The organism is uncultured Pseudacidovorax sp. (assembly GCF_913773995.1).
In the GTDB taxonomy this organism is placed as follows: domain Bacteria; phylum Pseudomonadota; class Gammaproteobacteria; order Burkholderiales; family Burkholderiaceae_C; genus Xenophilus.
In genome coordinates this window covers 1-21475 of the sequence record NZ_CAJYES010000183.1, presented here as the reverse complement: position 1 = coordinate 21475, position 21475 = coordinate 1, and the positions used below count along the sequence as shown (strand labels likewise).

Genomic DNA, 21475 nt, shown 5'->3' with positions numbered 1-21475 from the left:
GACTACCAGGCCGGCGAATCGCGCTCGGCCGCGCGAGGGGGGGCATGGGGCTCGGTCGGCATGAGCACCATGTCCGCCCCCAGGATGTGGAGCACCGACAGCAATCGCGTCGCGCCCATGCTTTCGGCGTTGCGCTCCAGGGCCGAATAGGTCTGCTGGGTCACACCCAGTCGCTGCGCGATCTGGGCCTGTGTCAGCCCGCTCTGCTTGCGAAGCGCACGCAGCAGTCCGGGCAACTGGTCAGCGGTTCGGACGATGAAGGCGGGCATACAGGGTTCGTTGCGTAATCCGGATTAACGCATTGCAATGCGTAAAAGTAGTTTACAGCTCCTGAGCTGTTCGAGCGCCTGTTTCTTCCGAGCTGTGGGCGCATCGACTCAGCCCTGGAGCTTCGCCGCCGTGCGTTCGTGCAGACGCTCGAACATGTCCACGATGTGCTGCAGACCGTCCTCGCCGACCAGCCAGGGCGTACCGGTGCCGGCCTTGCGCCGAAGCAGCGTGAGCACGGCGCTCTTCTGGGGCATGGCAAGGGGCCGTAGTCGCACCCGGGGCGCGGCCAGCAGAACGCAGCTTGCGGGCACCAGGGCCACGCCCAGGCCGGCACCCACCAGATCGAGCACGCCGTGAACCGTGCTGGCCTCGTAACGGATGCGGGGCGAAAAACCCGCCTGTGCGCACAGGTGGATCGCCTGGTCGAAGTAGGCCGGACCCCGATGACGCGTGAAGGCCACGAAGTCCGCTTCGGCGTATGTGCGCAGGTCTGCCGTGCCGCCTCGCGGTAGCCGATGCGTGACGGCCACGGCGACGCAGAAGGGATCGAGGATGCGGGTCACGGTCGCGATACGAGGATGGCGCGTGTCGGCGCGCGCGATGCCCAGGTCGATCTGGCCGCTGGCCAGCGCATCGATCTGCTCGCTGCTGATCATCTCGCGCAACTCGAACTGCAGGCCTGGGTCGTCTGCACGCAGGGCTGCCAGCAACTGCGGCAGCACGGTGCTGCCTGCCGAGGGCACGAAGCCCAGCGAGAGCCTGCGGGTCGGCGTGGCGCCGGCAATCCATGCCCGCAGGCCGCCGACCCGCTCCACCAGCGCACGCGCTTCGGGCAGCAGCGCTTCGCCGGCCTCGGTCAGGTGCACGCCCTTGGGATGGCGCACGAAGAGGGGGGTGCCCAGCGCCTCCTCCAGCTGGCGGATCTGCACCGACAGCGGTGGCTGCGCGATGAACAGCTTCTGCGCCGCGCGGCTGAGGTTGCCGGCCTCGGCCACGGCGATGAAGTAGCGCAGATGGCGCATCTCGATGTTCATGGAGTCTCCATACCTCGCAGGTATGGGCAGCATAGCGAATCGGTGCTGGACGTATTGCGCAGCCGCGCCAAGAATCCGGGCCATCGCCGCTCGTCTCGAAGCGGCTCGCACCGGAGACACCCCCACCATGAAGCGAATCCTCGCCCTCGCGCTCTTTCCCTTGTTGACGCTGCATGCCGCAGCCCAGTCCTGGCCCACCAAGCCCGTGAAGGTCGTGGTGCCCGCGCCGGCCGGCAGCTCGCTGGACTTCATCGTGCGCACCCTCGGCAACCGCCTGAGCACCCGCTGGGGCCAGCCCGTGATCGTGGACAACAAGCCGGGTGCAGGCGGCATGCTGGGCATGTCCGCAGTGGCCAAGGCGGCACCCGATGGCTACACGCTGGGCATCGGCTTCAACGGGCCCATCGCCTTCGCGCCTTTCATGTACAAGCAGATGGCCTACGACCCGGTCAAGGACCTGGCGCCCATCGTGCTGACCTCATCCCAGCCCAATGTGCTGGCGGTGCCGGCCAACCATCCGGCCAAGACGGTGCAGGAGTTCGTGGGCTGGGCGCGTGCGCAGCCCAATGGGGTGGCCTACGGTTCCGTCGGCGCAGGCAGTTCTTCGCACCTGACCATGGAGCTGTTGCGCACCACGGCCGGCTTCGAGGCCACGCACGTGCCCTTCAACGGCTCGCCGCCGGCAGGCATCTCCCTGGCCTCAGGCGAGACGCAGGCCTTGTTCACCGTGGCGCCGGCGCTGCTGCCGCTCGTGGCCAGCGGGCGCATCCGGCTGCTGGCCGTCACCAGTGCCAAGCGCATGGAAGGCATGGAGCAGCTGCCCACCATCGCCGAGTCCGGCTACCCCGGTTTCGAGGCGCTGGCGTGGAACGGCCTGTTCAGTGCCGCCGGTACGCCTGCTGCCGTCGTGGCCAAGGTCAACGCCGACGTCAACACCGCCCTGAAGGAGCCCGAAGTGCAGGCCGCCTTTGCCAAGCAGGGCCTGGTGCCGGGTGGCGGCACGCCGCAGTCCCTCGCCAGCTTCATGGCCCAGGAGCGCAGCAAGTGGGGCGCCATCATCCAGAAGACCGGCATCCGCCTCGACTGATCCCAAAGGAGCGCTCAATCATGCAAGCCCTGAGAAAGACCCGCGCCGCGGCCGGCCTCGAACTGGTGGAGGTGCCTGCGCCCCAGGCGGCCGATGTGCGGGACGGCGAGGTGCTGGTGCGCGTGCGTGCCGCCGGCATCTGCGGCAGCGACCTGCATGTCGACGACTGGACCTCGAGCTACACCTTCATCGCCCCGTCGCTGCCCGTCACCATCGGCCACGAGTTCGTGGGCGTGGCACAGACCGGGCCACTGGCGGGTCGCCGCGTGGTGGTGCGGCCGTCGGTGACCTGCGGCATGTGCGCGGCCTGCACCGCTGGCGAATTCGACCGCTGCGAGCAGAGACGCGGCATCGGCATGACGCGCGATGGTGCCTTTGCAGCCTGGGTGCGTGTGCCACAACGCAACTGCGTGCCCGTGCCCGATGGCGTGAGCGACGAGCTGGCGGCGCTGACCGAGCCGCTCACCATCTCGATGCAGGCCCTGCGCATCGCGGGCGACGTGAAAGGTGCGCGCGTGCTGGTGATGGGCCCGGGCACCATCGGCCAGGGCATCGCCGCATTGGCGCGGCGGGCCGGCGCGGCCCAGGTGGTGGTGAGTGGCTTCGACGATGCCGTGCGTCTGGCAGCGCTGCAGCGCATGGGGTTCACCCAGCAGGTGGACGTGGCCGGTGGCAGCCTGGCCGACGGCGTTGCTGCGTTCATAGATGGTCATCGCTTCGACGTGGTGTTCGAGGCCACGGGTGTGCCCGAGACCATCCAGGACGCACTGCCCCTGTTGCGCCGCAATGGCGTGGTCGTGGTCACGGGCATCCATGCGCGACCGCTGACGCTGGACCTCACGCCGCTGGTGCGCAACCAGCATCAGCTGCGCGGCTCCTTCCGGCCGCCGGAGTCGGACTGGCCGCTCGCCCTCGATCTGATGCAGGAACTCGCCCCGGTGCTCGAACCGATGGTGAGCCATGTGTTGCCCCTGTCGCGGGCGGCGGAAGGTTTTGCCCTGGCGCATGGCAAGAAGGCCTGCAAGGTGCTGCTGGCGCCGGAGCCCTCGGATGGCTGACTGGCTCGCGGGCGCGGGCGCGCTGCTGGCGTTGTGGAACGACGTCGATCCGGAGGTGGAAGCGGCGTACGAGGACTGGCATGCCAATGAGCATGTGCCCGAGCGGCTGACCGTTCCCGGCATCCTCGACGCGCGCCGCTATGCGGCCATGGCGCCGGCATCGCGGCCGCGCTACCTCACGCTGTATGCACTGGCGTCGATGGAGGTGCTCGACAGCGGGGCGTATCGGAATCTTTTGGCCCATCCCACCCCAACCAGCGCGCGCATGCGCCCGCACCTGAGGAATGTCGCGCGCTGGGTGTGCCGGCTCCATCGCGCGGCGCCGGTGTGGCCGGAGGGGCCGGTGCATGTCCGCACCACGGACGATGCGACGACGACCCCAGCGCATGTGGCCTCACCGCTGCTGCTGGCCGAACACCTGCCGCAGGCTCCAGGCCTGCCCTGGATGGCCTCCGGCCAGGCCCTGAAGGTCGAGGGTCGCTGGCTGATGGTCCACGAGAGCACGGTGACGCCGTTGGCCGGTGGTGAGGACTGTTGTCATCCCTTGCCGGTGCGCCGCGCGCGAATAGCGCATTGAGGCGCCTGCGCCGCCAATGTCCCTGGGCCACGTCGGCCTTGTGGGGGCCGCGTTGGCCCGCTCGCTAGACTGTCAGCAGATGTCCAGCGACTCTTCTGAGCCTCCCAGTCCGCGGCTGGCCTTCGCCAGCCCTTGCGCGCACCGCGCGCGCACCTTCCTCCCCGATCCTGCTGCCTTGCTCTGCCGCGCCGCCTTGGCGCGTGCACGGCATGCGGCGTGCACGCACCGCCCGCGCGCGCAGAGGCACCGATGATCGAACTCCTAAGCGATCCGGCCGTCTGGGCCGGCCTGCTCACGCTGGTGGTGCTGGAGATCGTCCTCGGCATCGACAACCTGATCTTCATCGCCATCCTGGCTGAGAAGCTGCCACCCCACCAGCGGGACCGCGCGCGGGTCATCGGCCTGTCGCTCGCGCTCGTCATGCGCCTGGGCCTGCTGTCGGTCATATCGTGGATGGTCACGCTCACGCGGCCGCTGTTCTCGCTCGGGCCGCTTTCCTTCTCGGGTCGCGACCTGATCCTGCTGTTCGGTGGCTTGTTTCTGCTGTTCAAGGCCACCTCGGAGCTGCACGAGCGGCTCGAGGGTGCCGAACACCAGGCGACCACCAACCCCGTCTATGCGGGCTTCTGGCTGGTCGTCGCGCAGATCGTGGTGCTCGATGCCGTGTTCTCGCTCGATGCCGTGATCACCGCCGTGGGCATGGTCAGTGACCTGCCGGTGATGATGGCCGCGGTCGTCATCTCCATCGGCGTGATGCTGCTGGCGGCCAAGCCGCTCACGCGCTTCGTCAACGCGCATCCGACGGTGGTGGTGCTGTGCCTGAGCTTCCTGCTCATGATCGGCCTGAGCCTCGTGGCCGAAGGCTTCGGCTTCCACCTGCCCAAGGGCTACCTGTATGCGGCCATCGGCTTCTCGATCCTGATCGAGATGCTCAACCAGCTGGCGCGTCGCAACCAAGCGCGGCAGCAGGCCCTGCGGCCGCTGCGCGAACGCACGGCTGAATCGGTGCTGCGGCTGCTCGGTGGCGGCCGGCGCCTGCAGGCGGCCGCCGTGTCCGACGGCGATGCGCATGCGCCGGTCGATGCCCCGGCGTTTGCGCCGGAAGAGCGCCACATGGTCAGCGGCGTGCTTTCCCTCGCGGAGCGCACGGCGCGCAGCATCATGACGCCGCGTTCGGACGTGTCCTGGATCGATCTCGAGGAGTCCCCCGACGCAGTGCGCGAGCGCTTGCTGGGCTCGCCGCACAGCCTGCTGCCCGTGTGCCGCGGCAGTCTGGATCAGGTCGTCGGCGTCGGACGGGCGACCGAGTTGCTCGCGGCGCTGGTGGCGCAGGGCCGCATCGACGAGCAGGGCGCGCACATGCGTATGCCGCTGTACCTGCCGGAAAGTGCCAGCGTCACCCACACCATCGACGTCCTGCGCAAGGCAAAGGGACAGCTGGTGCTGGTCAATGACGAATACGGGCTGCTCAAGGGCCTGCTCACGCCCTTCGACGTGCTCGAGGCCATCGCGGGCGAGTTCCCCGACGAGGACGAGTTGCCGGAGATCGAGCGCCTGGAGGCAGGCGCCTGGCGCGTCGCCGGAACGGCCGACATCCATCAGCTGCAGCGGATGCTGGAAACCGAAGGGCTGGTGAGCGAGGACGACAGCTACACCTCGTTGGCGGGCTATCTGCTGTCACGGCTGGGCCGCATGCCGGCCGCCGGCGAGGTGCTCGTCCACGACGGATGGCAGATGCAGGTGCTCGACGTGGACGGCCAGCGCATCCGTGCGGTGCGCATCGAGCCGGCGGCGGATGAGACGCGGGCTCAGGCCCCCTCGGCCTGACCTGCATTCGGATCGGCTGTCTTCTCCAGGTACGCATAAAGCCCAAGCGCGATCGCCAGCGGCAACAGGTAGTACAGGGCGCGGTAGGCCAGCACCGCGCCCATCAGCTTGCCCTGCGGCACGTGGCCCGACAACAAGGCGAGATACACGGCCTCCAGCACGCCCAGGCCCGCCGGGATCGGCACGCACACGCCCACCACCGATGCAGCCAGCAGCACGCCCAGCACGTGGGCATAGGACACACTGCCGCCCAGCAACAGATACATCAGCGTGCCCATCAGGCACCAGTTGCACGCGGAAAGCGCCAGTTGCACCAGAGCGAGGCGCGGCGTGGGCAGGTGGACCGACTTGCCGCGCACCTTCCAGGTGGCGCCGTGCCAGCGCAGGCAGGCGCCCAGGTACGCTACCGGCAGCAGCATCAGCCCGATGCCGATGATCTGCAGCATGCCGTTGGACAGCGGCACAGACGCCGGCAGCTTGAGCATGCCGGACGCGAAGAGGCCGCCCGCCACCAGCCCATAGCCCAGCCAGTTGGTGCTCAGGCTCATGGCGATGATCTGGCCCACCTTGGTCTCGTCCAGCCCGTCGCGCGCATAGAGCCGGGCGCGCAGCGCCACGCCGCCGACCAGCGACCCGAGGTTGAGGTTGAAGCCGTAGCTCGCCACGGCGATGGCCCAGGTCCGCATCACCGGCAGGCCATGTTTGGTGTGATGTCGTCCGGTGAGATCGAAGCACCCATACAGTGCATGGCTGGCGAGTGCGAGGATCGAGGCCTCCGGGAGCACGGTGCCGGGATAGCGCTTGAGCGCCGCCCATGCGCCAGCCCAGTCGATCTTGTGCGCGTGGGAGATGAGCATGGCCAGCACCAGCAGCCCGAGCGCAGGCACGGCCCAGCGGCGGATCGTGGGCCCCAGGCGTGCCCAGCGGGAGCGGTGCGCGGCAGCATCCTTTCCATCCTCGGCGCCTGCCGCTGTGCGGGGGGAAGAGCTGGCCATCAGCAGGGGCGCCTCGGTGTCTTGCATGGTTTGATGGTGCGCAAGGCGCGCTCCGCCCCACGTCGGCGTCCAACATCGGCCGCTGTAGGCCGCCCGGAGGCGTCGGCAGGGAGCTGGCCCGGATCCTGCTTCGAAAAAGCGGTCTCCTCGCAGCACCCTTGCTGCGACTTCGCCCGGCGGCTCCTTGGCCGACCGGGCTTTTTCATGGAGATTCGGCGCAGCGTTTGGGGCACCGCAGGCGGCGATGCGTCGCTACAGGCTCTCTCAGGAGCGCGGAGCGGCTTTGTCCAGCGCATGCAGCAGCGCGCGGCGCTCGTCCGCAGCGCGGCGGGCGAGGGCGCCGACCTCCTGGTGCTCCGCCGATTCCGCGGAGTCGCCGAACACGCGCACCTGCTCTTCCAGCAGGGCCCGCACGGTGCGCACCATGTCTCGGTCGAAGGTGGCGCCCTTGCTCTCGGCGACGCGGTCCACCATCCGGCGGGACGCCTCCGACATGTCCAGCGGCAGGTTGGTCTTGTGGCGCTCCGCATAGTCTGTCATGTCGCGGTAGAGCGCGTCGGACTTCTTCTCCAGTGATGCCGCCCATTCCCGCAAGGCCGGTTTCTGGAAGCGACGCTGACCCAGCTTGCCGATCTCGCGGTCGCGCACGAGTAGTCCGCCAGCGGAGCGCAGGAATACCCGGTCGCCGTTGCTCATGTCGCCACGCAGCGTGGCGTCGTCGGGGTCCTTGCTGTTGGGCTGGGCATGCGCCAGCGGCATGGCCAAGGCCGTGCAGCCCGCAAGCAGGGTCGACATCAGCAGACGACGCGCGGGCTGATGAACGATGGAAGACAGGAAGGCAGAAGACTGGCGCATGGAATCGATGAAGTGAGGTCGCAATGCGCCAAGCATGGCGCCCATCCACGCGGCCTCGCCTGAGGCATCTCGCCCAAGGCGCGTAGGACCGTCAAGCATGCGCCGGGTGATCATGTCCGACGCGTGACGGGCACGCCCTCGGCATTGCTTGCCACCTGCCATGGCGCGACGTGCACTCCTTCAGGGCGGCGACGCAGCTGCCTGCCGTCCCAGCCACTCTCGGAATGCCCGCAGCGGCGGGTAGCGCAACTGGCTGCTGGCGCAGGCGAGGTAGTAGCTGCCGGCGCTGCCGCAGCGCAGATCGACGGCCGGCACCAGCTCGCCGCGGTCGAGCTCCGAGCGGATCAGGAACTCGGGCAGCAGGGCCACGCCCAGCCCCGCCGAAGCCGCCTGGGTCACGGTGGCGAACTGGTCGATACGGGTGCCTGCCTCGTCACCGGGCGCGAGGCCTTGCGCGGCGAACCAGTCCGTCCAGGCCAGGGGACGCGAGTTCAGGTTCAGCAGCGGCGCGGCCCGCAGGTCGGCCGCTGCCGCAAAGCCGTAGTGCGCCTTGAGGGCGGGCGAGCAGGCCGGCACGACGGTCTCGCCGAACAGCAGGTCGAGTTGGGCCTGGGGCCATTGCGCATGCCCGTAGTGGATCGCCGCATGCACGCCCTCCGCGTCCAGGTCGAAAGGGTCGAGCCGCGTCACCAGGTTGAGCGTGACACCGGGATTGGCGCGCATGAAGTCGGGCAGAAGCGGGGCCAGCCAGCGCGTACCCACGGTCGGCAGGATGGCCAGCGTCAGGGTGCCGGCCCCCGGATCGGCGCGCAGCTGCAGCGTGGCGTTGCCGATGGCCCGCAGCGCCTCGCGGATCTCCAGGGCGTACACCTCGCCGGCGGGCGTGAGCCGCACCGTCTGGCGGTCGCGCGTGAAGAGCTCCACGCCGACGGCGTCTTCCAGCGCGCGGATCTGGCGGCTGATGGCGCTCTGCGTCAGATGGAGCTCGTGCGCCGCCGCGGTGAACTTCTGCAGGCGCGCACAGGCTTCGAAGGCCACCAGCAAGCCCATCGACGGAAGATATTTACGGGAATTCATGGAGCACGCGTGAGCGAAGGGCGGGATGCGGGCCAGCCAACGCGTCGTCTGCCGAGCGGCCGCCGGACAAGCGCGACGCCTGGCAGCCTCGCCAGGATCATTCTCAAACGGAATGACCATCTTCCAAAACATTGATTGACGTCAAGGTGCGGTTTTCAAGACCATGCGCCCCCGACCTGCCCGCACGCCACGGGCGCCATGCCACGCATGACGCACCGCGGCCGACGGGGCTTCCGCCCCGCCGATGGGGCCCGAACACGGAGACTCCCTCTTTTGACCCGCACCCTCTCACGCAAGCATTTCCTGGGCGCTGCCGCCCTGGCCGCCACCACCCTTCTGCTGCCCACCTGGGCCGAGGCGCAGGCGGGTGGCTATCCCGCCCGCCCGATCCGGCTCGTGGTGCCCTTCGCGCCCGGCGGCAACACCGACATCCTGGCCCGCATGGTGGGCCAGGGCCTGACAGAAAGCCTGGGCCAGCCCGTGGTCGTGGACAACGTGTCGGGGGCCAATGGCTCCATCGGTGCCAGCCGTGTCGCCATGTCCGCGGCCGATGGCTACACGCTGCTGTTCGGCACGGCAGGCACGCAGGCCATCAACCAGAGCCTGTACAAGAACCTGGGCGAGAAGAACCTCGACGACTACGAGTACGTCGCCATGGTCACCTCCATCCCCAACGTGCTGGTGGTCAACGACACGAAGGGCGCACCGAAGACCGTGGCCGAGCTGGCCGCCAGCGAGAAGGCGCGGCGCGAAGGCCTGAACTACGGCTCGCCGGGCACCGGCTCCACCGTGCATCTGTCCGGTGAACTGTTCAAGACCGCCACCAAGCTCAACCTCGTCCACGTGCCCTACAAGGGCAGCTCGCTGGCGCTCACCGACCTCATGGGCGGGCAGATCGACTTCATCTTCGAGAACGTGACGCCGGCGCTGCCCTTCATCCAGGGCGGCAAGCTGCGGGCCCTGGCCGTGACCTCGGCCGAACGCATCCCGGTGCTGCCCAACGTGCCGACCATGAAGGAGCTGGGCTACGCCAACTTCGTGACCGCGACCTGGAATGGCGTGCTGGCCCCCAAGGGCACGCCGGCCGCCATCGTCAAGCGCCTGGAAGAGGCCACGCTCAAGGTCGCGGCCAGCCCGGAGTTCAAGGAGCGCGTCAACGCCCTGGGCGGCGAGGTGAAGCCGCTGGCCGGCCCGGCCTTCCGCGACTTCGCCCGCAGCGAGTACCGCCACTGGGGCGCCATCATCAAGGACGCCGGCGTTCCCCGGCAGTGAGCCGCCGCAAGTCCACCGACGCCGACGCATGACGACGCTCACCGACACCCTGGCCGCCATCGTGGGCCCCGCCCATGTGCTCACCGGCGCCGATCTCGACAGCTATGAGCAGGACTGGCGCGGCCGTGTGCGGGGCCGCGCCCTGTGCGTGGTGCGCCCCGCCAGCGCCGACGAAGTGGCGCGCGTGGTGCGCGCCTGCGCCGCCGCCGGCACCAGCCTCGTGCCGCAAGGCGGCAACACCGGCCTGGTGGCGGGTTCCACGCCCGACGACACCGGCACGCAGGTGGTGCTGAGCCTGCGCCGCATGAATGCCGTGCGGTCCATCGATCCGCAGAACATGACCTTCACCGTCGAGGCGGGCTGCATCCTGCAGACGCTGCAGCAGGTGGCGGACGAGGCCGGCTTCCTGTTTCCGCTGAGCCTGGGTGCCGAAGGCAGCTGCACCATCGGCGGCAACCTGGCCACCAATGCGGGCGGCACGCAGGTGCTGCGCTACGGCAATGCCCGCGAGCTGTGCCTGGGCCTGGAGGTCGTGACGGCACAAGGCGAGCTGTGGGACGGCCTCTCGGGCCTGCGCAAGGACAACACCGGCTACGACCTGCGCGACCTCTTCATTGGCAGCGAAGGCACCCTGGGCATCATCACTGCGGCGACGCTCAAGCTCCATCCGCGGCCTGCCGCGCAGCTCACGGCCTGGATGGCACTGGCGTCGCTCGAAGACGCCACGGCACTGCTGGGCCTGGCGCACCAGCACCTGGCCGCCGGACTCACAGGCTTCGAGGTGATGAACCAGTTCGCACTCGGCCTCGTCGACCGGCACTATCCGCAGTTGCGCGTTCCGATGTGGCGAGAGCATGCGTGGTGCGTGCTCATCGAGCTGTCGGACAACGAATCCGAGGACCATGCGCGCGCGCAGTTCGAGCGGCTGCTCGAGACTGCCTTCGAGCAGGGCCTCGCGGCCGACGCCATCGTGGCCGAGAGCCTCAAGCAGGCCCACGACCTCTGGCACATCCGCGAGAGCATCACGCTCGCGCAGGCGGAAGAGGGCGTCAACGTCAAGCACGACATCTCGATCCCGGTGTCGCGCATCCCCGACTTCGTGCGCGAGGCCGATGCGGCGCTGGCTGCGGGTGTGCCTGGCGTGCGCTTCGTCAACTTCGGCCACCTGGGCGACGGCAACCTGCACTACAACATCCAGGCACCGGCCGCGGGCGATGCCCGGGCCTTCGTGGCCGCGCACGAGGCGACGATCAGCACCATCGTCTACGACACCGTCAGCCGCTTCGGCGGCTCCATCTCGGCCGAGCACGGCGTGGGCGAGCTCAAGCGCGAGAAGCTGCCCCACCACAAGTCGCCCGTGGCGCTGCAGCTGATGCAGGCCATCAAGCAGGCGCTCGATCCTCAGCAGCTGCTCAACCCGGGTCGCGTGCTGGCACGAACGCCTTGAGGCCGGTCGCCCGCCGCACTTCCGCATTCCTCCGCTTCCCAGACACTTCCACCATGTCCTCCTTCGTCAGTCCGGACCAGATCCGCGACCGCTTCTCGCAGTCCATGTCGGCCATGTACAAGACCGAGGTGCCGCAGTACGGCGCCCTGCTTGAACTCGTGGCGCAGATCAACCAGGCCACGCTCGACGCGCAGCCCGCGCTGCGGCAGTCGCTCACCGAGGCCGGCGAGCTGCATCGCCTCGACGTCGAACGCCACGGCGCCATCCGCCTGGGCACGCCCGAAGAACTCGCGACCATGCGGCGCATCTTCCGCGTGATGGGCATGTTCCCGGTCGGCTATTACGACCTCTCGGTCGCCGGCGTTCCGGTGCATGCGACCGCCTTCCGGCCCGTGAGCGACGAGGCGCTGCGCCTCAACCCCTTCCGTGTGTTCACCTCGCTGCTGAGGCTGGAGCTCATCGCCGACGCCGGCCTGCGCGAGCAGGCGCGCGCCATCCTCGCCGAGCGTCGCATCTTCACCGACGAAGCGCTGGCACTCACGGCGCGCTTCGAGTCCGATGGCGGCCTGACCGAAGCGCAGACCGACGCCTTCGTGCGCGAGGTGACCGAGACCTTCCGCTGGCACAGCGAGGCCACCGTGAGCCTCGACACCTATCGCCAGCTGCATGCCGCGCACCGCCTGGTGGCCGACGTGGTGTCGTTCAAGGGCCCGCACATCAACCATCTGACGCCGCGCACGCTCGACATCGATGCGGCCCAGGCCGAGATGCCGCGCCGCGGTCTGGCCGCCAAGGACGTGGTCGAAGGGCCGCCGCGCCGCCGCCATCCCATCCTGCTGCGGCAGACCAGCTTCAAGGCGCTGGAAGAGACCATCGTCTTTGCGCAAGGCGACGACGCCGGGTCGCACACCGCCCGTTTCGGCGAGATCGAGCAGCGCGGCATGGCGCTCACCCGCAAGGGTCGCGCGCTCTACGACCAACTGTTGGCGCAGGTGCGGTCGATGGAAGGGGCCGGCAGCGCCGCGGCCGACTATGGACAGCGACTGGCCGCGGCCTTCGCGGACTTCCCGGACGAGCCGGAGGTGCTGCTGGACCAGGCGCTGGCCTTCTTCCGTCATCACGTGGCGGACGAGGCCGGCTTTGCCGCGCGCGCGGCCAGCGGCGCGCCATTCGACCTGGCCGCCCTGCGCCGCGACGGCATCGTGGGGGCGCGGCCCATCGTCTACGAAGATTTCCTGCCCGTGAGCGCGGCCGGCATCTTCCAGTCGAACCTGGGTGGGGAGGAGCAGAAGAGCTATGCCGCCAATGCCGCCCAGGCCGCCTTCGAGCAGGCCCTGGGAACGCCGGTCGCGGACGAGATCGCGCTCTACGAAGCCAGCCAGGCCGCTTCGGTGGAAGGGCTGCAGGCCCGCTATGCCGAGCTGATGGGCGCGGCCGCACGCTGAGTCGCGGCGGCCGCTGCCTACAGCAGACTCGGCCATCTGCCGGGCGGGCACTCTGCGCAGTGCACTAGGCTCGACGGTTCTGATCCACTTTCAGGAGTCTGCCCATGCATCTCGACGGATCGTGCCATTGCGGCCGAGTGCGCTTCAGCGTGGAGTCGACGGAGCCCGTGCCCTTCATGCGTTGCTACTGCTCGATCTGCCGCAAGACCGCGGGCACCGGCGGCTACGCTATCAACCTGGGGGCGGATGCGCGCACCTTCCAGCTGCACAGCGGCCAGGATGCCGTGCGCGTCTACCGCGCCCGCATCGATGGCAAGGAGAGCACCGGCCAGCGCCACTTCTGCGGCCATTGCGGCACGGCGCTATGGCTGTACGACGAGACCTGGCCCGAGCTGATCCACCCGCATGCCGGCGCGATCGACACGCCGCTGCCGGTACCACCCGACAACGTGCACATGCTGCTCGATTCGAAGGCCGCCTGGGTGCAGGTGGAAGGTCGCCCGGGCGATGCGCACTTCGAGCACTTTCCGAAGGAGTCGCTCGCCGAGTGGCACCGCCGCCACGGCTTCTGAGCCGTTCGGCGCTCAGCGCCCCACGCGCACGGGCTGGGGCGAAAAGCGCACGCCCCAGCGCTGTTCCACCTGGGCTGGATTCAGCGCGCTGAGCGCTTCGAACTCGACCTGACGCGCGGCGGCGATGCCGTCGTGAGGCGTCGAGCCGATGGCCGGGTGGCACATCAGCACGTCGCCGTCCTGGCATTGGCCGATCCAGTCGTCCAGCGACTGCGCATAGGCGTGCACATCGCGGTCGAAGCCGTAGACCCCCAGCAGCCGGTGGCTCAGGGGAATGCCCTTGCGGCGTGCAAGGCGCTGTGCGCCGGGGCCGCCCATGCGGTGGATGAGCTGCTGCTTGAACGCCACGGCCCCCGACGCAGGGCCGGGCCGGGTGCCGCGCAGCCAGGGCAGCGCACGGCCGTATCGCTGGTTCAGCAGCTCGGCCAGTGTCTCGCGTACGCCCGGCAGCTGGTGCACATGCCGGTGACCGTCGACATGGCTGGGCGGGCGGCCCATCGCATCCTCGAAGCGGTCCAGCTGCTGACGCAGCAGGGGGCGCCAATGATCGGCACGCCGGGGCATCAGCATGCTGCGCACCGCCAGGCCGGCCAGGCTGGCCTCGCGGGCGCTGCCGTCGACGTGCGTCAGGTCGATGTGCAGGCCCGCATCCAGTCGTTCAGCAGCGCAGGCCCGCAGAAATGGGGCATCGGCGGGCCATGCCTCGCGCAGCACCATGCAACTGGTCGCGGTGACCACTCCCTGGTCGATCAGCGCCAGGATCGCGCGGTCGATGGCGTTGCTCATCCCGAAGTCGTCGGCACAGATGCACAGGCGACGCAGGAAGACGGGTCGGGACGGGTTCATGAGGCCCCGTTCCACGCGGGCAGTGCACCCGGCGATCCATGGCCTGACAGGCAGTCCGGCCCCTCGCCTGCGCGCCCGTCATGGCGCCAGACCGCCATCTCGGCGTTGAAGGTCACCAGCTGCATGCCCAGGACCCAGGGCGCCACCAGTTGCGCATTGGACGGGCCGATCACCCAGGTGCGCCCCGGGGCGCAGATGCGCCCCGGCTGCGCATCCAGGCTCTGCAGCAGGGCGGTCATCGTCGTGGGCTCGAAGCCGCCGGCGTCGGCCAGCTCCTTGCGCCAGTTGTCGCTGGCCTGGGCCACCGCGGGCCGCCAGTCGGCGGCCACGACGACGGGGCCGTGCAGCTGCCAATAGAAGGGCAGTTCGTAGAAATAGTGGTCGAGCATCACCACCCGGTCCCCGGCTCGCACCGATTCGCCGGCGGGCAGCCGCAGCCGCGCGTCGGGCGGTGTGCCGTAGTGCCCCGCCAGCGGCACCGCGCCCACGCAAAGCAGGCCCGCCATCGCCGCCGTGGCACCCATGAGCCGCGCCCGGTGCGGCGAGGCCGCGAGCGCCCGGTCCAGACCCATGGCGACCAGGGCCGCCAGCGGCGGCAGCGCAGGCAGCACGTAGCCCACCAGCTTGGACCGCGGCAGCGAGAAGAACACCACCATCACACCCATCCACACCAGCATCAGCGTGGGCAGGCCGGGCGTGCCGCGTGCCGGCGCTGGTGCCGGGGCCTTGCGCCACCAGAGCACGAGCCAGAGCGTCCACGGCAGGCACAGACCCAGCACCACGGGTCCATAAAACCAGAAGGGATGCTCGTTGTTGAAGCCGCTGGCCGCAAAGCGCCGGAAGTGCTGCGTGATGACGAAGTAGTCGAAGAACTCCGGATAGCGCAGCTGCATGGCGACGAACCAGGGCCCCGCGATCAGCGCCAGCAGCAGCCAGCCTGGCCACCAGACGGCCATGCGCAGGGCCACGCGCGCGCGGCGCGTGAGCATCGCCCACAGCACGATCACGCCGCCGGGCAGCACCACACCGATCAGCCCCTTGGCCAGCAATCCCAGGCCGGCCGAGACGAAGGCCAGCGCGAGGGCGCCCCGCCAGGGGCGCTCCTCATCAAGGCAGAGCAGGGCGTCGGCGGCGCAGGCGACGGTCGCGGTGATGCAGCCCGCCACCAGCATGTCGAGGTTGGCGAACTGCGCACCCATGAAGAAGAACGGACTGGTGCACAACACCAGCGTGGTCCAGCGCGCCTGGGAGGTGCCGGCATGCCGGCGCATGAACAGATAAAGCGCCACGGCCCCCACCCAGGCGCCCAGCACCGAGGGCAGGCGCGCAGCCCATTCGTGCACGCCGAAGAGCTGCATGGACACCGCACCGATCCAGTAGAAGAGCGGCGGCTTGTGGAAGAAGGGCAGGCCGTCGAGCCGGGGCACCAGCCAGTCGCCCGACTGCAGCATGGCACGCGCGACGCCGGCGTAGCGGCCCTCGTCGGGCGCGGTCAGCGGTCGCAGGCCGGCCGTCCAGGCCAGCCATGCCCCGACCGCCAGCAGGAAGGCGACATGTCCCCGCCAGTCCGGCTTGCCGCGCCGCGGCGCGGCCGCATTCACGGCGAGGGCTCCGAGAGGCCGTGGCCGTGTTCCTCGCGCACCACGTACAGCGGCCGTGCCTTGACCTCTTCGAAGATGCGGCCCACGTATTCGCCCACGACGCCTACCGACACCAGCTGGATGCCCATGAAGAACATCAGGCTGACCACGATGGTGGACCAGCCCGGCACGTCGCTGCCCGAGATGAAATGGTCCAGCACCAGGAAGACGCCGTAGCCCAGCGCCGGCACGGCTAGCAGGAGTCCGATCACGCTGATCAGCCGCAAGGGCCAGGTGGTGAAGGAGGTGATGCCGTCGAGGGCCAGGTTCAGCAGCCGTAGCGCACCGAAGCGGCTCACGCCCTCTGCCCGCGGCGCCGGCGTGTAGGGCAGGGCCACGGTCTTGAAGCCGACCCAGGCATACAGGCCCTTCATGAAGCGGTTGCGCTCGGGCAGGGCCAGCAGGGCGTCGACCACCTTGCGGTCCATCAGCCGGAAATCGCCCGCGTCCTCGGGCAGCGGCGTGCGGCTCGAGATGTTCACGGCGCGGTAGAAGAGCCGCGTGCCGATGCGCTTGAGGGCGCCCTCGTCGGCCCGGTCCTCCCGCACCGCATAGACCACCTCGGCGCCACTGCGCCACTGCGCCACCATCTTGGCGATGAGCTGGGGCGAATGCTGCAGATCGCCATCGAGCAGCACCACGGCGTCGCCGTGGGCGGCCTTGAGGCCTGCGCTCAGCGCCGCTTCCTTGCCGAAGTTGCGCGACAGCCGCACCAGCCGGAAGCCCGCCAGCTGGCACCAGGTGCGCGCCACCTCGGCGGTGTCGTCGCGGCTGCCGTCGTCCACCACGATCACTTCCCAGCGAAGGCCGATGCCCTGCAGCAGCTGCTCCAGCAGCGGCAGCAACAGGCGCAGGTTGGCTGCCTCGTTGTAACAGGGGATCACGCAGGACAGCGCCGCCGTGGCCCGCGGAGCGGGCGGCTGGGCGACCACCTCGTCGGTCTCGACGACCTTCAGGTGCGCGACGGAAACATGCACGGCGGCGTTCATGGCAGCGGTTTTTCTCGATGCGAAGGGGCGATGGCCGATGAGGGGGCTGGCGCGCTCGGCTGGGGAGGGTTGGCGCCGAGCCGGATGCGCAGCTGCCATTGCAGGACCAGAAAGCCGGACAGCATGGCCGCAGCGAGCCCCAGGCCCGCTACAACGTCCAGAGGGAAGTGCACGCCGACATGAATCCGCGCCCAGCCGGTGGCCAGCGCCAGGACCATGGCCGCGACGCCATAACGCCGTAAGGGCCGTCGCACCAGCATGCCGAAGGCGACCAGTCCCATTACCGTGGCATGGGTGCTGGGCAGGCCGTCACTGCCGCCATGCGCCAGGTGGCTGGGCGTCAGGCCCAGCATGAAGGGCCGGGGATAGCCGAGGCTGCTGGCCAGCGCATGCGCGACGAGGGAGCCGAGGGCCGCCATGCACAGAAGCGCCAACAGGTAGCCGCGTTCGTCGCGGCGCCGGATGGCCGCGACGAGCATGACCGCAGCGCTGAACCAGGGTCCGAAGCGGGCCAGCGTCGTGGCAATGGGCAGCAGCCAGGGCGTCGGTGCGCTGCCGGCCGTCATCGCCAGAAAGAGGGCCATGTCCGGCCGGCTCATCCTGCGACCCCGCGGCCGCATGCGCTGGCGCAGTACCGGCCAAGATGCGCGCGCATGAACGCAGAATGAACGGTTGCCCGTGGGAGGTCGGTCAGCATGGCGGCGGATGCTAGGAGTCCGCCGTGAATCCTCCCTGACCACTCATTTCACCCGCCGTTCAGCCTGGTGCACGCGCCGTGCGGGCTGCTGCCGCGCTCACTCTTCCTTCATGCCGGTGGCCTTCACCACCGCGCCCAGGCGGGCCCGTTCTTCGTCGACGAACTTGACGAAGCTGGCGCGCGTGCCGCCGACGGGCTCGATGCCCATGCCCTTGAGACGCTGCACCGTGGCCGGGTCCTTCATGGCCTTGTCGACGGCCTCAGCCATCTTGTCGAGGATGGCCGGCGGCGTACCGGCCGGCGCATGCACGCCGGCCCAGTGGGCGATGCGGATGTCCTTGAAGCCCAGCTCCACCGCGGTGGGCAGCTCGGGATAGGCCGAGATGCGCTGCGTCCAGGTGGTGGCCAGGGCCTTGAGCTTGCCGGCCTTGATGTAGGGCAGCACCACGATGCTGGCCTCGGAGGTGGCGTCGACCTGGCCGCTGAGCACGGCGGTGATGGACTCGGAGCCGCTCTTGTAGGGAACCACGTCCAGCTTGGCGCCGTAGTTCTTCTCCAGCAGGCCTTCGACGAAGTGCGGCGTGCTGCCCGTGCCGGCGGTGGCGAAGTGCAGGCCCTGGCCCTGCTTGGACCTGTTCACGAAATCGGTCAGGTCCTTGTAGGGCGAGTTGGCCGGCGCCACGATCACCGAGGGCGCCAGGCCGATCATGGCCACCGGCACCAGGTCGCTGTCCTTGTAGGGCACCTTGCGGATCATGCTGTTGGAGACCACACCCGCCGCGCTGATCAGGAAGGTGTAGCCATCGGGTGCGCTCTTGGCGACCACGTCGGTGCCCAGCATGGCACCGGCGCCGGGCTTGTTGTCCACCACGATGGGCTGGCCCAATGCCTTGGAGGCGCCATCGGCAGCGGCGCGGGCCATCAGGTCGTTGGCGCCGCCGGCCGAGAAGGGCACGACAAAGTGGATGGGCTTGGCGGGCCACTGCTGGGCCGATGCGGTGGCGGCCAGCAGGCCGGAGCCCAGGGCAAGGAGCAGTGCGCGGCGGCGCGAGGGAGCGAGTGTCATGGCGAGGGTCCTGTCTATGTGTTGGAGTGGTTCAGGAACCGGCCTGGGGGCCGGGCGGCGATCATGCCACCCGCACGCAGCCGCGCCATGAGGGGTCCCCGCAGGCCCCGCGGCGTGAGGCTGCTCAGTTCTCGACCCAGGTCAGCACCTCGTCCAGCCCCGCCCGCGTGGTGCGGAAGCGGTTGGCCGGATGGGCCTCGTCGGCATAGCCGAAGGAGATGCCGCAAACGATGCGCCGGTCGGGCGCAAGGCCCAGTTGCTCGCGCAGCAAATCCGCGCGCGAGGCGAGGGCCGCCTGCGGCACGGTGGCCACGCCCAGGCTGGTGGCGGCCAGCATGAAGTTGGACACATACGCGCCGCAGTCCACGGCGCCGTAGACGCCGAGGGCTTCGTCGGTGGTGACGATGGCCACATGCGGTGCGCCGAAGAAGCGGAAGTTCTCCAACGCCTGCCGGGCCGAGGCCTCGCGGTCGCCCTTGGGCACGCCGACCGCGTCATACAGGGCCAGCCCGCATTCGCGGCGCCGCACCTGGTAGACGCCCTGGTATTCGCGCGGCCAGGGAAAGTCCGGCTGGGGCGGCTGCGTCTGCGCGGCGAGCAGCGCCTGGCGCAGACGTTCCGTGGCCGCACCACGGGTGATGGCCACCTGCCAGGGCTGCGCGTTGCACCATGAGGCGGTGCGCTGTGCCAGCTGAAGCATGCGTTCGATGGTGGCATGGGGCACTTCCTGCGGCAGGAAGCCCCGGCAGCTGTAGCGCTGGTCGAGCAGGGCCTGGAGCGTGCGGCTCGGATCGGTGTCAGCGGGCAGATGTCCGCCAGTGGCGGAGGCAGAGGGAAGGGACATGGCGATGGGGGGAGGATGAAAGGCCGGAGCCAAGGCTACCCGCCGCAAAGCCGCCAGTGCAGCAGCGAAAACGCGGGTTGTGCGTCGGGATGGTGCGCGAAAACGCCCTGCACGGCTGCGCCGATGGCGACATCCTGCATCGGATCGCCCAGCAGGTTGCCGACCATGCGCACACTGCCGGCGTGCGGCAGCGCGACGAGCGCCACGCGATAGGGGCCATGGCCGCGAAGGGCCGCATGGGCCGGATGCCAGACCCGCGTCCAGCTGTGGATCACGCCCTGCGGCGGCACCTCGGTCCAGGCGGGGTCGAAGGCATGGCAGTGGTGGCAGATCCACTCAGGTCCGAACTGCCAGGTGCCGCATTGCGTGCAGCGCTGCACCCGCAGCCGCTCTTCGCGCAGTCCCTGCCAGTACGGGGCCGAGAGGCCGTCCGGCTCCGACACGGGAACCGGCAGGCCGGCGGGCAGCGGCGGGATCGTGGTATCGCTCACAGCGTGGCCTCCGAGCCGAGCAGCAGGTTGCTCACCGGCGACACCATGGGCGCGCCGATCACCAGTGCGGCATCGCGCCGCGGTGCCTGGCTGGTCGAGGTGCCGCGCACCTGGCGCACCGCCTCCAGCACCAGTTCGAGGCCGTGCATGTAGCACTCCGCCAGGTTGCCGCCGCTGGTGTTGAGGGGCAGGCGGCCGTGGGGGCTCACGAGGTTGTCGACGGTGAGGAAGTCGTTGGCCTCCTCGGGCCGGAAGAAGCCGTGCTCCGCCAGCGCCATCACCACGCCGCCGGTGAAGTTCTCGTAGCTCTGCACCGAGCCCACGTCCGCCGGCCCGAGCCCCGCCATGCGCCACAGGTCTTCGGCCACGGCGGCGTAGCCGGCGCTGCCGTAATCGGGGGCGTTGTGGGCGGTGGCGGCGGCGCGGTGGGGCGCGCCGGCTGCGGCGCCAAGAAGGTAGACCGGCTCGGCCGCGCAATCGCGCGCAAGCTCCGCCGCGACCAGCACCAGCGCCGCGGCGCCGTCGTTCTCCATGCAGCAGTCGAAGAGGTGGAAGGGCTCGGTGATCCAGCGCGAGGCGTCGTAGCGGTCCGCATCCAGCGGCCGCCCGTGCATCAGCGCGCGCGGATTGGCCTGGGCATGGTGATAGCAGGCGAGCGCAATGGCACGCAGGGCCGACTGCTTCACCCCGTGCTCGTGCATGAAGCGCTGCACCCGCATGGCGAAGCGCTGTGGCGGAGCCAGCACGCCGTAGGGCATCAGGTAGGCCTTCTCGCCCGAGATGGTCGATACACCCGATACCTGGCCGAAGCGTCCATGCTCACCCTGGGCCAGGGCCCGGAAGACCACCACGCAGTCCGCCATGCCAGCTGCGATGGCGGCGGCGGCATTGGCCACCGCGGCGCAGCAGCCACCCCCGCCGCCGCCCCATTGCATCGTGGCCGAGCGCAGGCGGTGGATGCCCAGCGCCGTGGCGAGGCGCGAGGCGTCGTTGCGGTCGTCGCCGTAGGACGCGAAGCCGTCGATCCGGCGCGGGTCCAGACCCGCGTCCCGGCAGGCCGCGAGGATGGCCTTGAGGGCCAGCTTGAATTCCGGGTCGGGCGACTGGCCGTGGCGCCAGTAGCCGCCCTCCCCGATGCCGACCACCGCCACCTGCCCGCGCAGCGAGCGCGTGCTGTGGCGGGGCGCCGTGTGCAGGTGCATCGCGGCGTTCACATCTGGATGTTGGCCTTGCGCACCACCGGGCCCCACTGCGCCATCTCCTTGCGGATCAGCTGCTCCAGCTGCTCGGGCGTGCTGCCGCGTGCCTCCACCTTGCGCTCGGCGAACAGGCGGCGCACCTCGGGCCGCTCCACCGCCGCACGCACGGCCGCGTTGAGCCGGGCTG

22 protein-coding genes are annotated in these 21475 nt (G+C 69.7%); 8 read left to right on the top strand and 14 right to left on the bottom strand.

All coding sequences use genetic code 11. From position 1 onward, the window contains the following. Positions 1-2: 2 nt before the first annotated feature. Together QZ772_RS16825 and QZ772_RS16820 are read right to left on the bottom strand one after the other, a co-directional pair. The gene (locus QZ772_RS16825) at positions 3-269 is read right to left on the bottom strand and encodes a helix-turn-helix transcriptional regulator (RefSeq protein WP_295528660.1); all 267 of its coding nucleotides are present in this window, start codon (positions 267-269) and stop codon (positions 3-5) included. 108 nt (positions 270-377) lie between these two features. Next, on the bottom strand, positions 378-1304 hold the full coding sequence (locus tag QZ772_RS16820) for a LysR family transcriptional regulator (protein ID WP_295528658.1): 927 nt from the start codon (positions 1302-1304) through the stop codon (positions 378-380). Between the two features lie 127 nt (positions 1305-1431). On the opposite strand from QZ772_RS16820, the gene QZ772_RS16815 reads away from it, so the two are divergent. The 4 genes from QZ772_RS16815 to QZ772_RS16800 all read left to right on the top strand — a co-directional run bounded on the left by QZ772_RS16815 (position 1432) and on the right by QZ772_RS16800 (position 5853). After that, positions 1432-2391: a tripartite tricarboxylate transporter substrate binding protein gene (locus tag QZ772_RS16815; RefSeq protein ID WP_295528656.1), complete on the top strand. Its 960-nt coding sequence runs from the start codon at positions 1432-1434 to the stop codon at positions 2389-2391. 20 nt (positions 2392-2411) lie between these two features. Then, on the top strand, positions 2412-3449 hold the full coding sequence (locus QZ772_RS16810; RefSeq protein WP_295528654.1) for an alcohol dehydrogenase catalytic domain-containing protein: 1038 nt from the start codon (positions 2412-2414) through the stop codon (positions 3447-3449). After that, positions 3442-4026 (top strand): DUF4286 family protein, encoded by a 585-nt coding sequence (locus tag QZ772_RS16805; RefSeq protein ID WP_295528652.1) that lies wholly within the window; start codon positions 3442-3444, stop codon positions 4024-4026. Before QZ772_RS16810 ends, QZ772_RS16805 begins: the two co-directional genes overlap by 8 nt. Before the next feature lie 252 nt (positions 4027-4278). After that, the gene (locus tag QZ772_RS16800) at positions 4279-5853 is read left to right on the top strand and encodes a TerC family protein (protein ID WP_295528670.1); all 1575 of its coding nucleotides are present in this window, start codon (positions 4279-4281) and stop codon (positions 5851-5853) included. On the opposite strand, the gene QZ772_RS16795 is transcribed toward QZ772_RS16800, so the two are convergent. From QZ772_RS16795 to QZ772_RS16785, 3 genes are all read right to left on the bottom strand, one after another. Beyond that, positions 5835-6875, bottom strand: coding sequence for a lysylphosphatidylglycerol synthase domain-containing protein (locus tag QZ772_RS16795; RefSeq protein WP_295528650.1), 1041 nt, complete (start codon positions 6873-6875; stop codon positions 5835-5837). The two genes, QZ772_RS16800 and QZ772_RS16795, sit on opposite strands and share 19 nt — an antisense overlap. A gap of 237 nt (positions 6876-7112) precedes the next feature. Then, positions 7113-7703, bottom strand: coding sequence for a DUF4142 domain-containing protein (locus tag QZ772_RS16790; RefSeq protein WP_295528648.1), 591 nt, complete (start codon positions 7701-7703; stop codon positions 7113-7115). A 180-nt stretch (positions 7704-7883) separates the two neighbouring features. Next, positions 7884-8780 carry a LysR substrate-binding domain-containing protein gene (locus tag QZ772_RS16785; protein ID WP_295528646.1) on the bottom strand — a complete coding sequence of 299 codons (897 nt, stop codon included), beginning with the start codon at positions 8778-8780 and terminating at the stop codon, positions 7884-7886. A gap of 273 nt (positions 8781-9053) precedes the next feature. On the opposite strand from QZ772_RS16785, the gene QZ772_RS16780 reads away from it, so the two are divergent. The 4 genes from QZ772_RS16780 to QZ772_RS16765 all read left to right on the top strand — a co-directional run bounded on the left by QZ772_RS16780 (position 9054) and on the right by QZ772_RS16765 (position 13516). Beyond that, positions 9054-10052 carry a tripartite tricarboxylate transporter substrate binding protein gene (locus tag QZ772_RS16780; protein ID WP_295528644.1) on the top strand — a complete coding sequence of 333 codons (999 nt, stop codon included), beginning with the start codon at positions 9054-9056 and terminating at the stop codon, positions 10050-10052. 28 nt (positions 10053-10080) lie between these two features. Further along, entirely contained in the window at positions 10081-11499 is a 1419-nt protein-coding gene (locus QZ772_RS16775) for an FAD-binding oxidoreductase (RefSeq protein WP_295528642.1), read from the top strand. 53 nt (positions 11500-11552) lie between these two features. After that, positions 11553-12944, top strand: coding sequence for a VOC family protein (locus QZ772_RS16770; protein ID WP_295528640.1), 1392 nt, complete (start codon positions 11553-11555; stop codon positions 12942-12944). A gap of 104 nt (positions 12945-13048) precedes the next feature. Further along, complete coding sequence (locus QZ772_RS16765; protein WP_295528638.1) at positions 13049-13516, top strand: GFA family protein; 468 nt, start codon at positions 13049-13051, stop codon at positions 13514-13516. A gap of 12 nt (positions 13517-13528) precedes the next feature. On the opposite strand, the gene QZ772_RS16760 is transcribed toward QZ772_RS16765, so the two are convergent. The 9 genes from QZ772_RS16760 to QZ772_RS25525 all read right to left on the bottom strand — a co-directional run. Continuing rightward, on the bottom strand, positions 13529-14362 hold the full coding sequence (locus QZ772_RS16760) for a ChbG/HpnK family deacetylase (protein ID WP_295528636.1): 834 nt from the start codon (positions 14360-14362) through the stop codon (positions 13529-13531). Next, the gene (locus QZ772_RS16755) at positions 14359-15963 is read right to left on the bottom strand and encodes a glycosyltransferase family 39 protein (RefSeq protein ID WP_295528634.1); all 1605 of its coding nucleotides are present in this window, start codon (positions 15961-15963) and stop codon (positions 14359-14361) included. The genes QZ772_RS16760 and QZ772_RS16755 overlap by 4 nt, the downstream gene beginning before the upstream one ends. Then, a complete protein-coding gene (locus tag QZ772_RS16750; RefSeq protein WP_295528632.1) occupies positions 15960-16991 on the bottom strand; it encodes a glycosyltransferase family 2 protein in 1032 nt (343 codons plus the stop codon). The genes QZ772_RS16755 and QZ772_RS16750 overlap by 4 nt, the downstream gene beginning before the upstream one ends. Further along, a complete protein-coding gene (locus tag QZ772_RS16745) occupies positions 16988-17575 on the bottom strand; it encodes a phosphatase PAP2 family protein (protein WP_295528630.1) in 588 nt (195 codons plus the stop codon). The genes QZ772_RS16750 and QZ772_RS16745 overlap by 4 nt, the downstream gene beginning before the upstream one ends. Before the next feature lie 210 nt (positions 17576-17785). Continuing rightward, the gene (locus QZ772_RS16740) at positions 17786-18754 is read right to left on the bottom strand and encodes a tripartite tricarboxylate transporter substrate binding protein (RefSeq protein WP_295528628.1); all 969 of its coding nucleotides are present in this window, start codon (positions 18752-18754) and stop codon (positions 17786-17788) included. A gap of 124 nt (positions 18755-18878) precedes the next feature. Then, a complete protein-coding gene (locus QZ772_RS16735) occupies positions 18879-19598 on the bottom strand; it encodes a nitroreductase (RefSeq protein WP_295528626.1) in 720 nt (239 codons plus the stop codon). Between the two features lie 35 nt (positions 19599-19633). Continuing rightward, positions 19634-20089, bottom strand: a complete 456-nt coding sequence (locus tag QZ772_RS16730) for an OB-fold domain-containing protein (protein ID WP_295528624.1) — start codon at positions 20087-20089, stop codon at positions 19634-19636. After that, positions 20086-21303, bottom strand: a complete 1218-nt coding sequence (locus QZ772_RS16725; protein ID WP_295528622.1) for an acetyl-CoA acetyltransferase — start codon at positions 21301-21303, stop codon at positions 20086-20088. The genes QZ772_RS16730 and QZ772_RS16725 overlap by 4 nt, the downstream gene beginning before the upstream one ends. After that, positions 21300-21475 (bottom strand): tripartite tricarboxylate transporter substrate-binding protein (locus QZ772_RS25525; protein WP_366510611.1); only part of this gene is annotated, 176 nt, incomplete at its 5' end. The genes QZ772_RS25525 and QZ772_RS16725, both read right to left, overlap by 4 nt.

Bases quoted from the DNA above. Each gene is read 5' to 3' on its own strand.
- QZ772_RS16825 (WP_295528660.1), bottom strand. From the start codon at position 269: ATGCCCGCCTTCATCGTCCGAACCGCTGACCAGTTGCCCGGACTGCTG.
- QZ772_RS16820 (WP_295528658.1), bottom strand. From the start codon at position 1,304: ATGAACATCGAGATGCGCCATCTGCGCTACTTCATCGCCGTGGCCGAG.
- QZ772_RS16815 (WP_295528656.1), top strand. From the start codon at position 1,432: ATGAAGCGAATCCTCGCCCTCGCGCTCTTTCCCTTGTTGACGCTGCAT.
- QZ772_RS16810 (WP_295528654.1), top strand. From the start codon at position 2,412: ATGCAAGCCCTGAGAAAGACCCGCGCCGCGGCCGGCCTCGAACTGGTG.
- QZ772_RS16805 (WP_295528652.1), top strand. From the start codon at position 3,442: ATGGCTGACTGGCTCGCGGGCGCGGGCGCGCTGCTGGCGTTGTGGAAC.
- QZ772_RS16795 (WP_295528650.1), bottom strand. From the start codon at position 6,875: ATGCAAGACACCGAGGCGCCCCTGCTGATGGCCAGCTCTTCCCCCCGC.
- QZ772_RS16790 (WP_295528648.1), bottom strand. From the start codon at position 7,703: ATGCGCCAGTCTTCTGCCTTCCTGTCTTCCATCGTTCATCAGCCCGCG.
- QZ772_RS16785 (WP_295528646.1), bottom strand. From the start codon at position 8,780: ATGAATTCCCGTAAATATCTTCCGTCGATGGGCTTGCTGGTGGCCTTC.
- QZ772_RS16775 (WP_295528642.1), top strand. From the start codon at position 10,081: ATGACGACGCTCACCGACACCCTGGCCGCCATCGTGGGCCCCGCCCAT.
- QZ772_RS16770 (WP_295528640.1), top strand. From the start codon at position 11,553: ATGTCCTCCTTCGTCAGTCCGGACCAGATCCGCGACCGCTTCTCGCAG.
- QZ772_RS16765 (WP_295528638.1), top strand. From the start codon at position 13,049: ATGCATCTCGACGGATCGTGCCATTGCGGCCGAGTGCGCTTCAGCGTG.
- QZ772_RS16760 (WP_295528636.1), bottom strand. From the start codon at position 14,362: ATGAACCCGTCCCGACCCGTCTTCCTGCGTCGCCTGTGCATCTGTGCC.
- QZ772_RS16750 (WP_295528632.1), bottom strand. From the start codon at position 16,991: ATGAACGCCGCCGTGCATGTTTCCGTCGCGCACCTGAAGGTCGTCGAG.
- QZ772_RS16745 (WP_295528630.1), bottom strand. From the start codon at position 17,575: ATGGCCCTCTTTCTGGCGATGACGGCCGGCAGCGCACCGACGCCCTGG.
- QZ772_RS16740 (WP_295528628.1), bottom strand. From the start codon at position 18,754: ATGACACTCGCTCCCTCGCGCCGCCGCGCACTGCTCCTTGCCCTGGGC.
- QZ772_RS16735 (WP_295528626.1), bottom strand. From the start codon at position 19,598: ATGTCCCTTCCCTCTGCCTCCGCCACTGGCGGACATCTGCCCGCTGAC.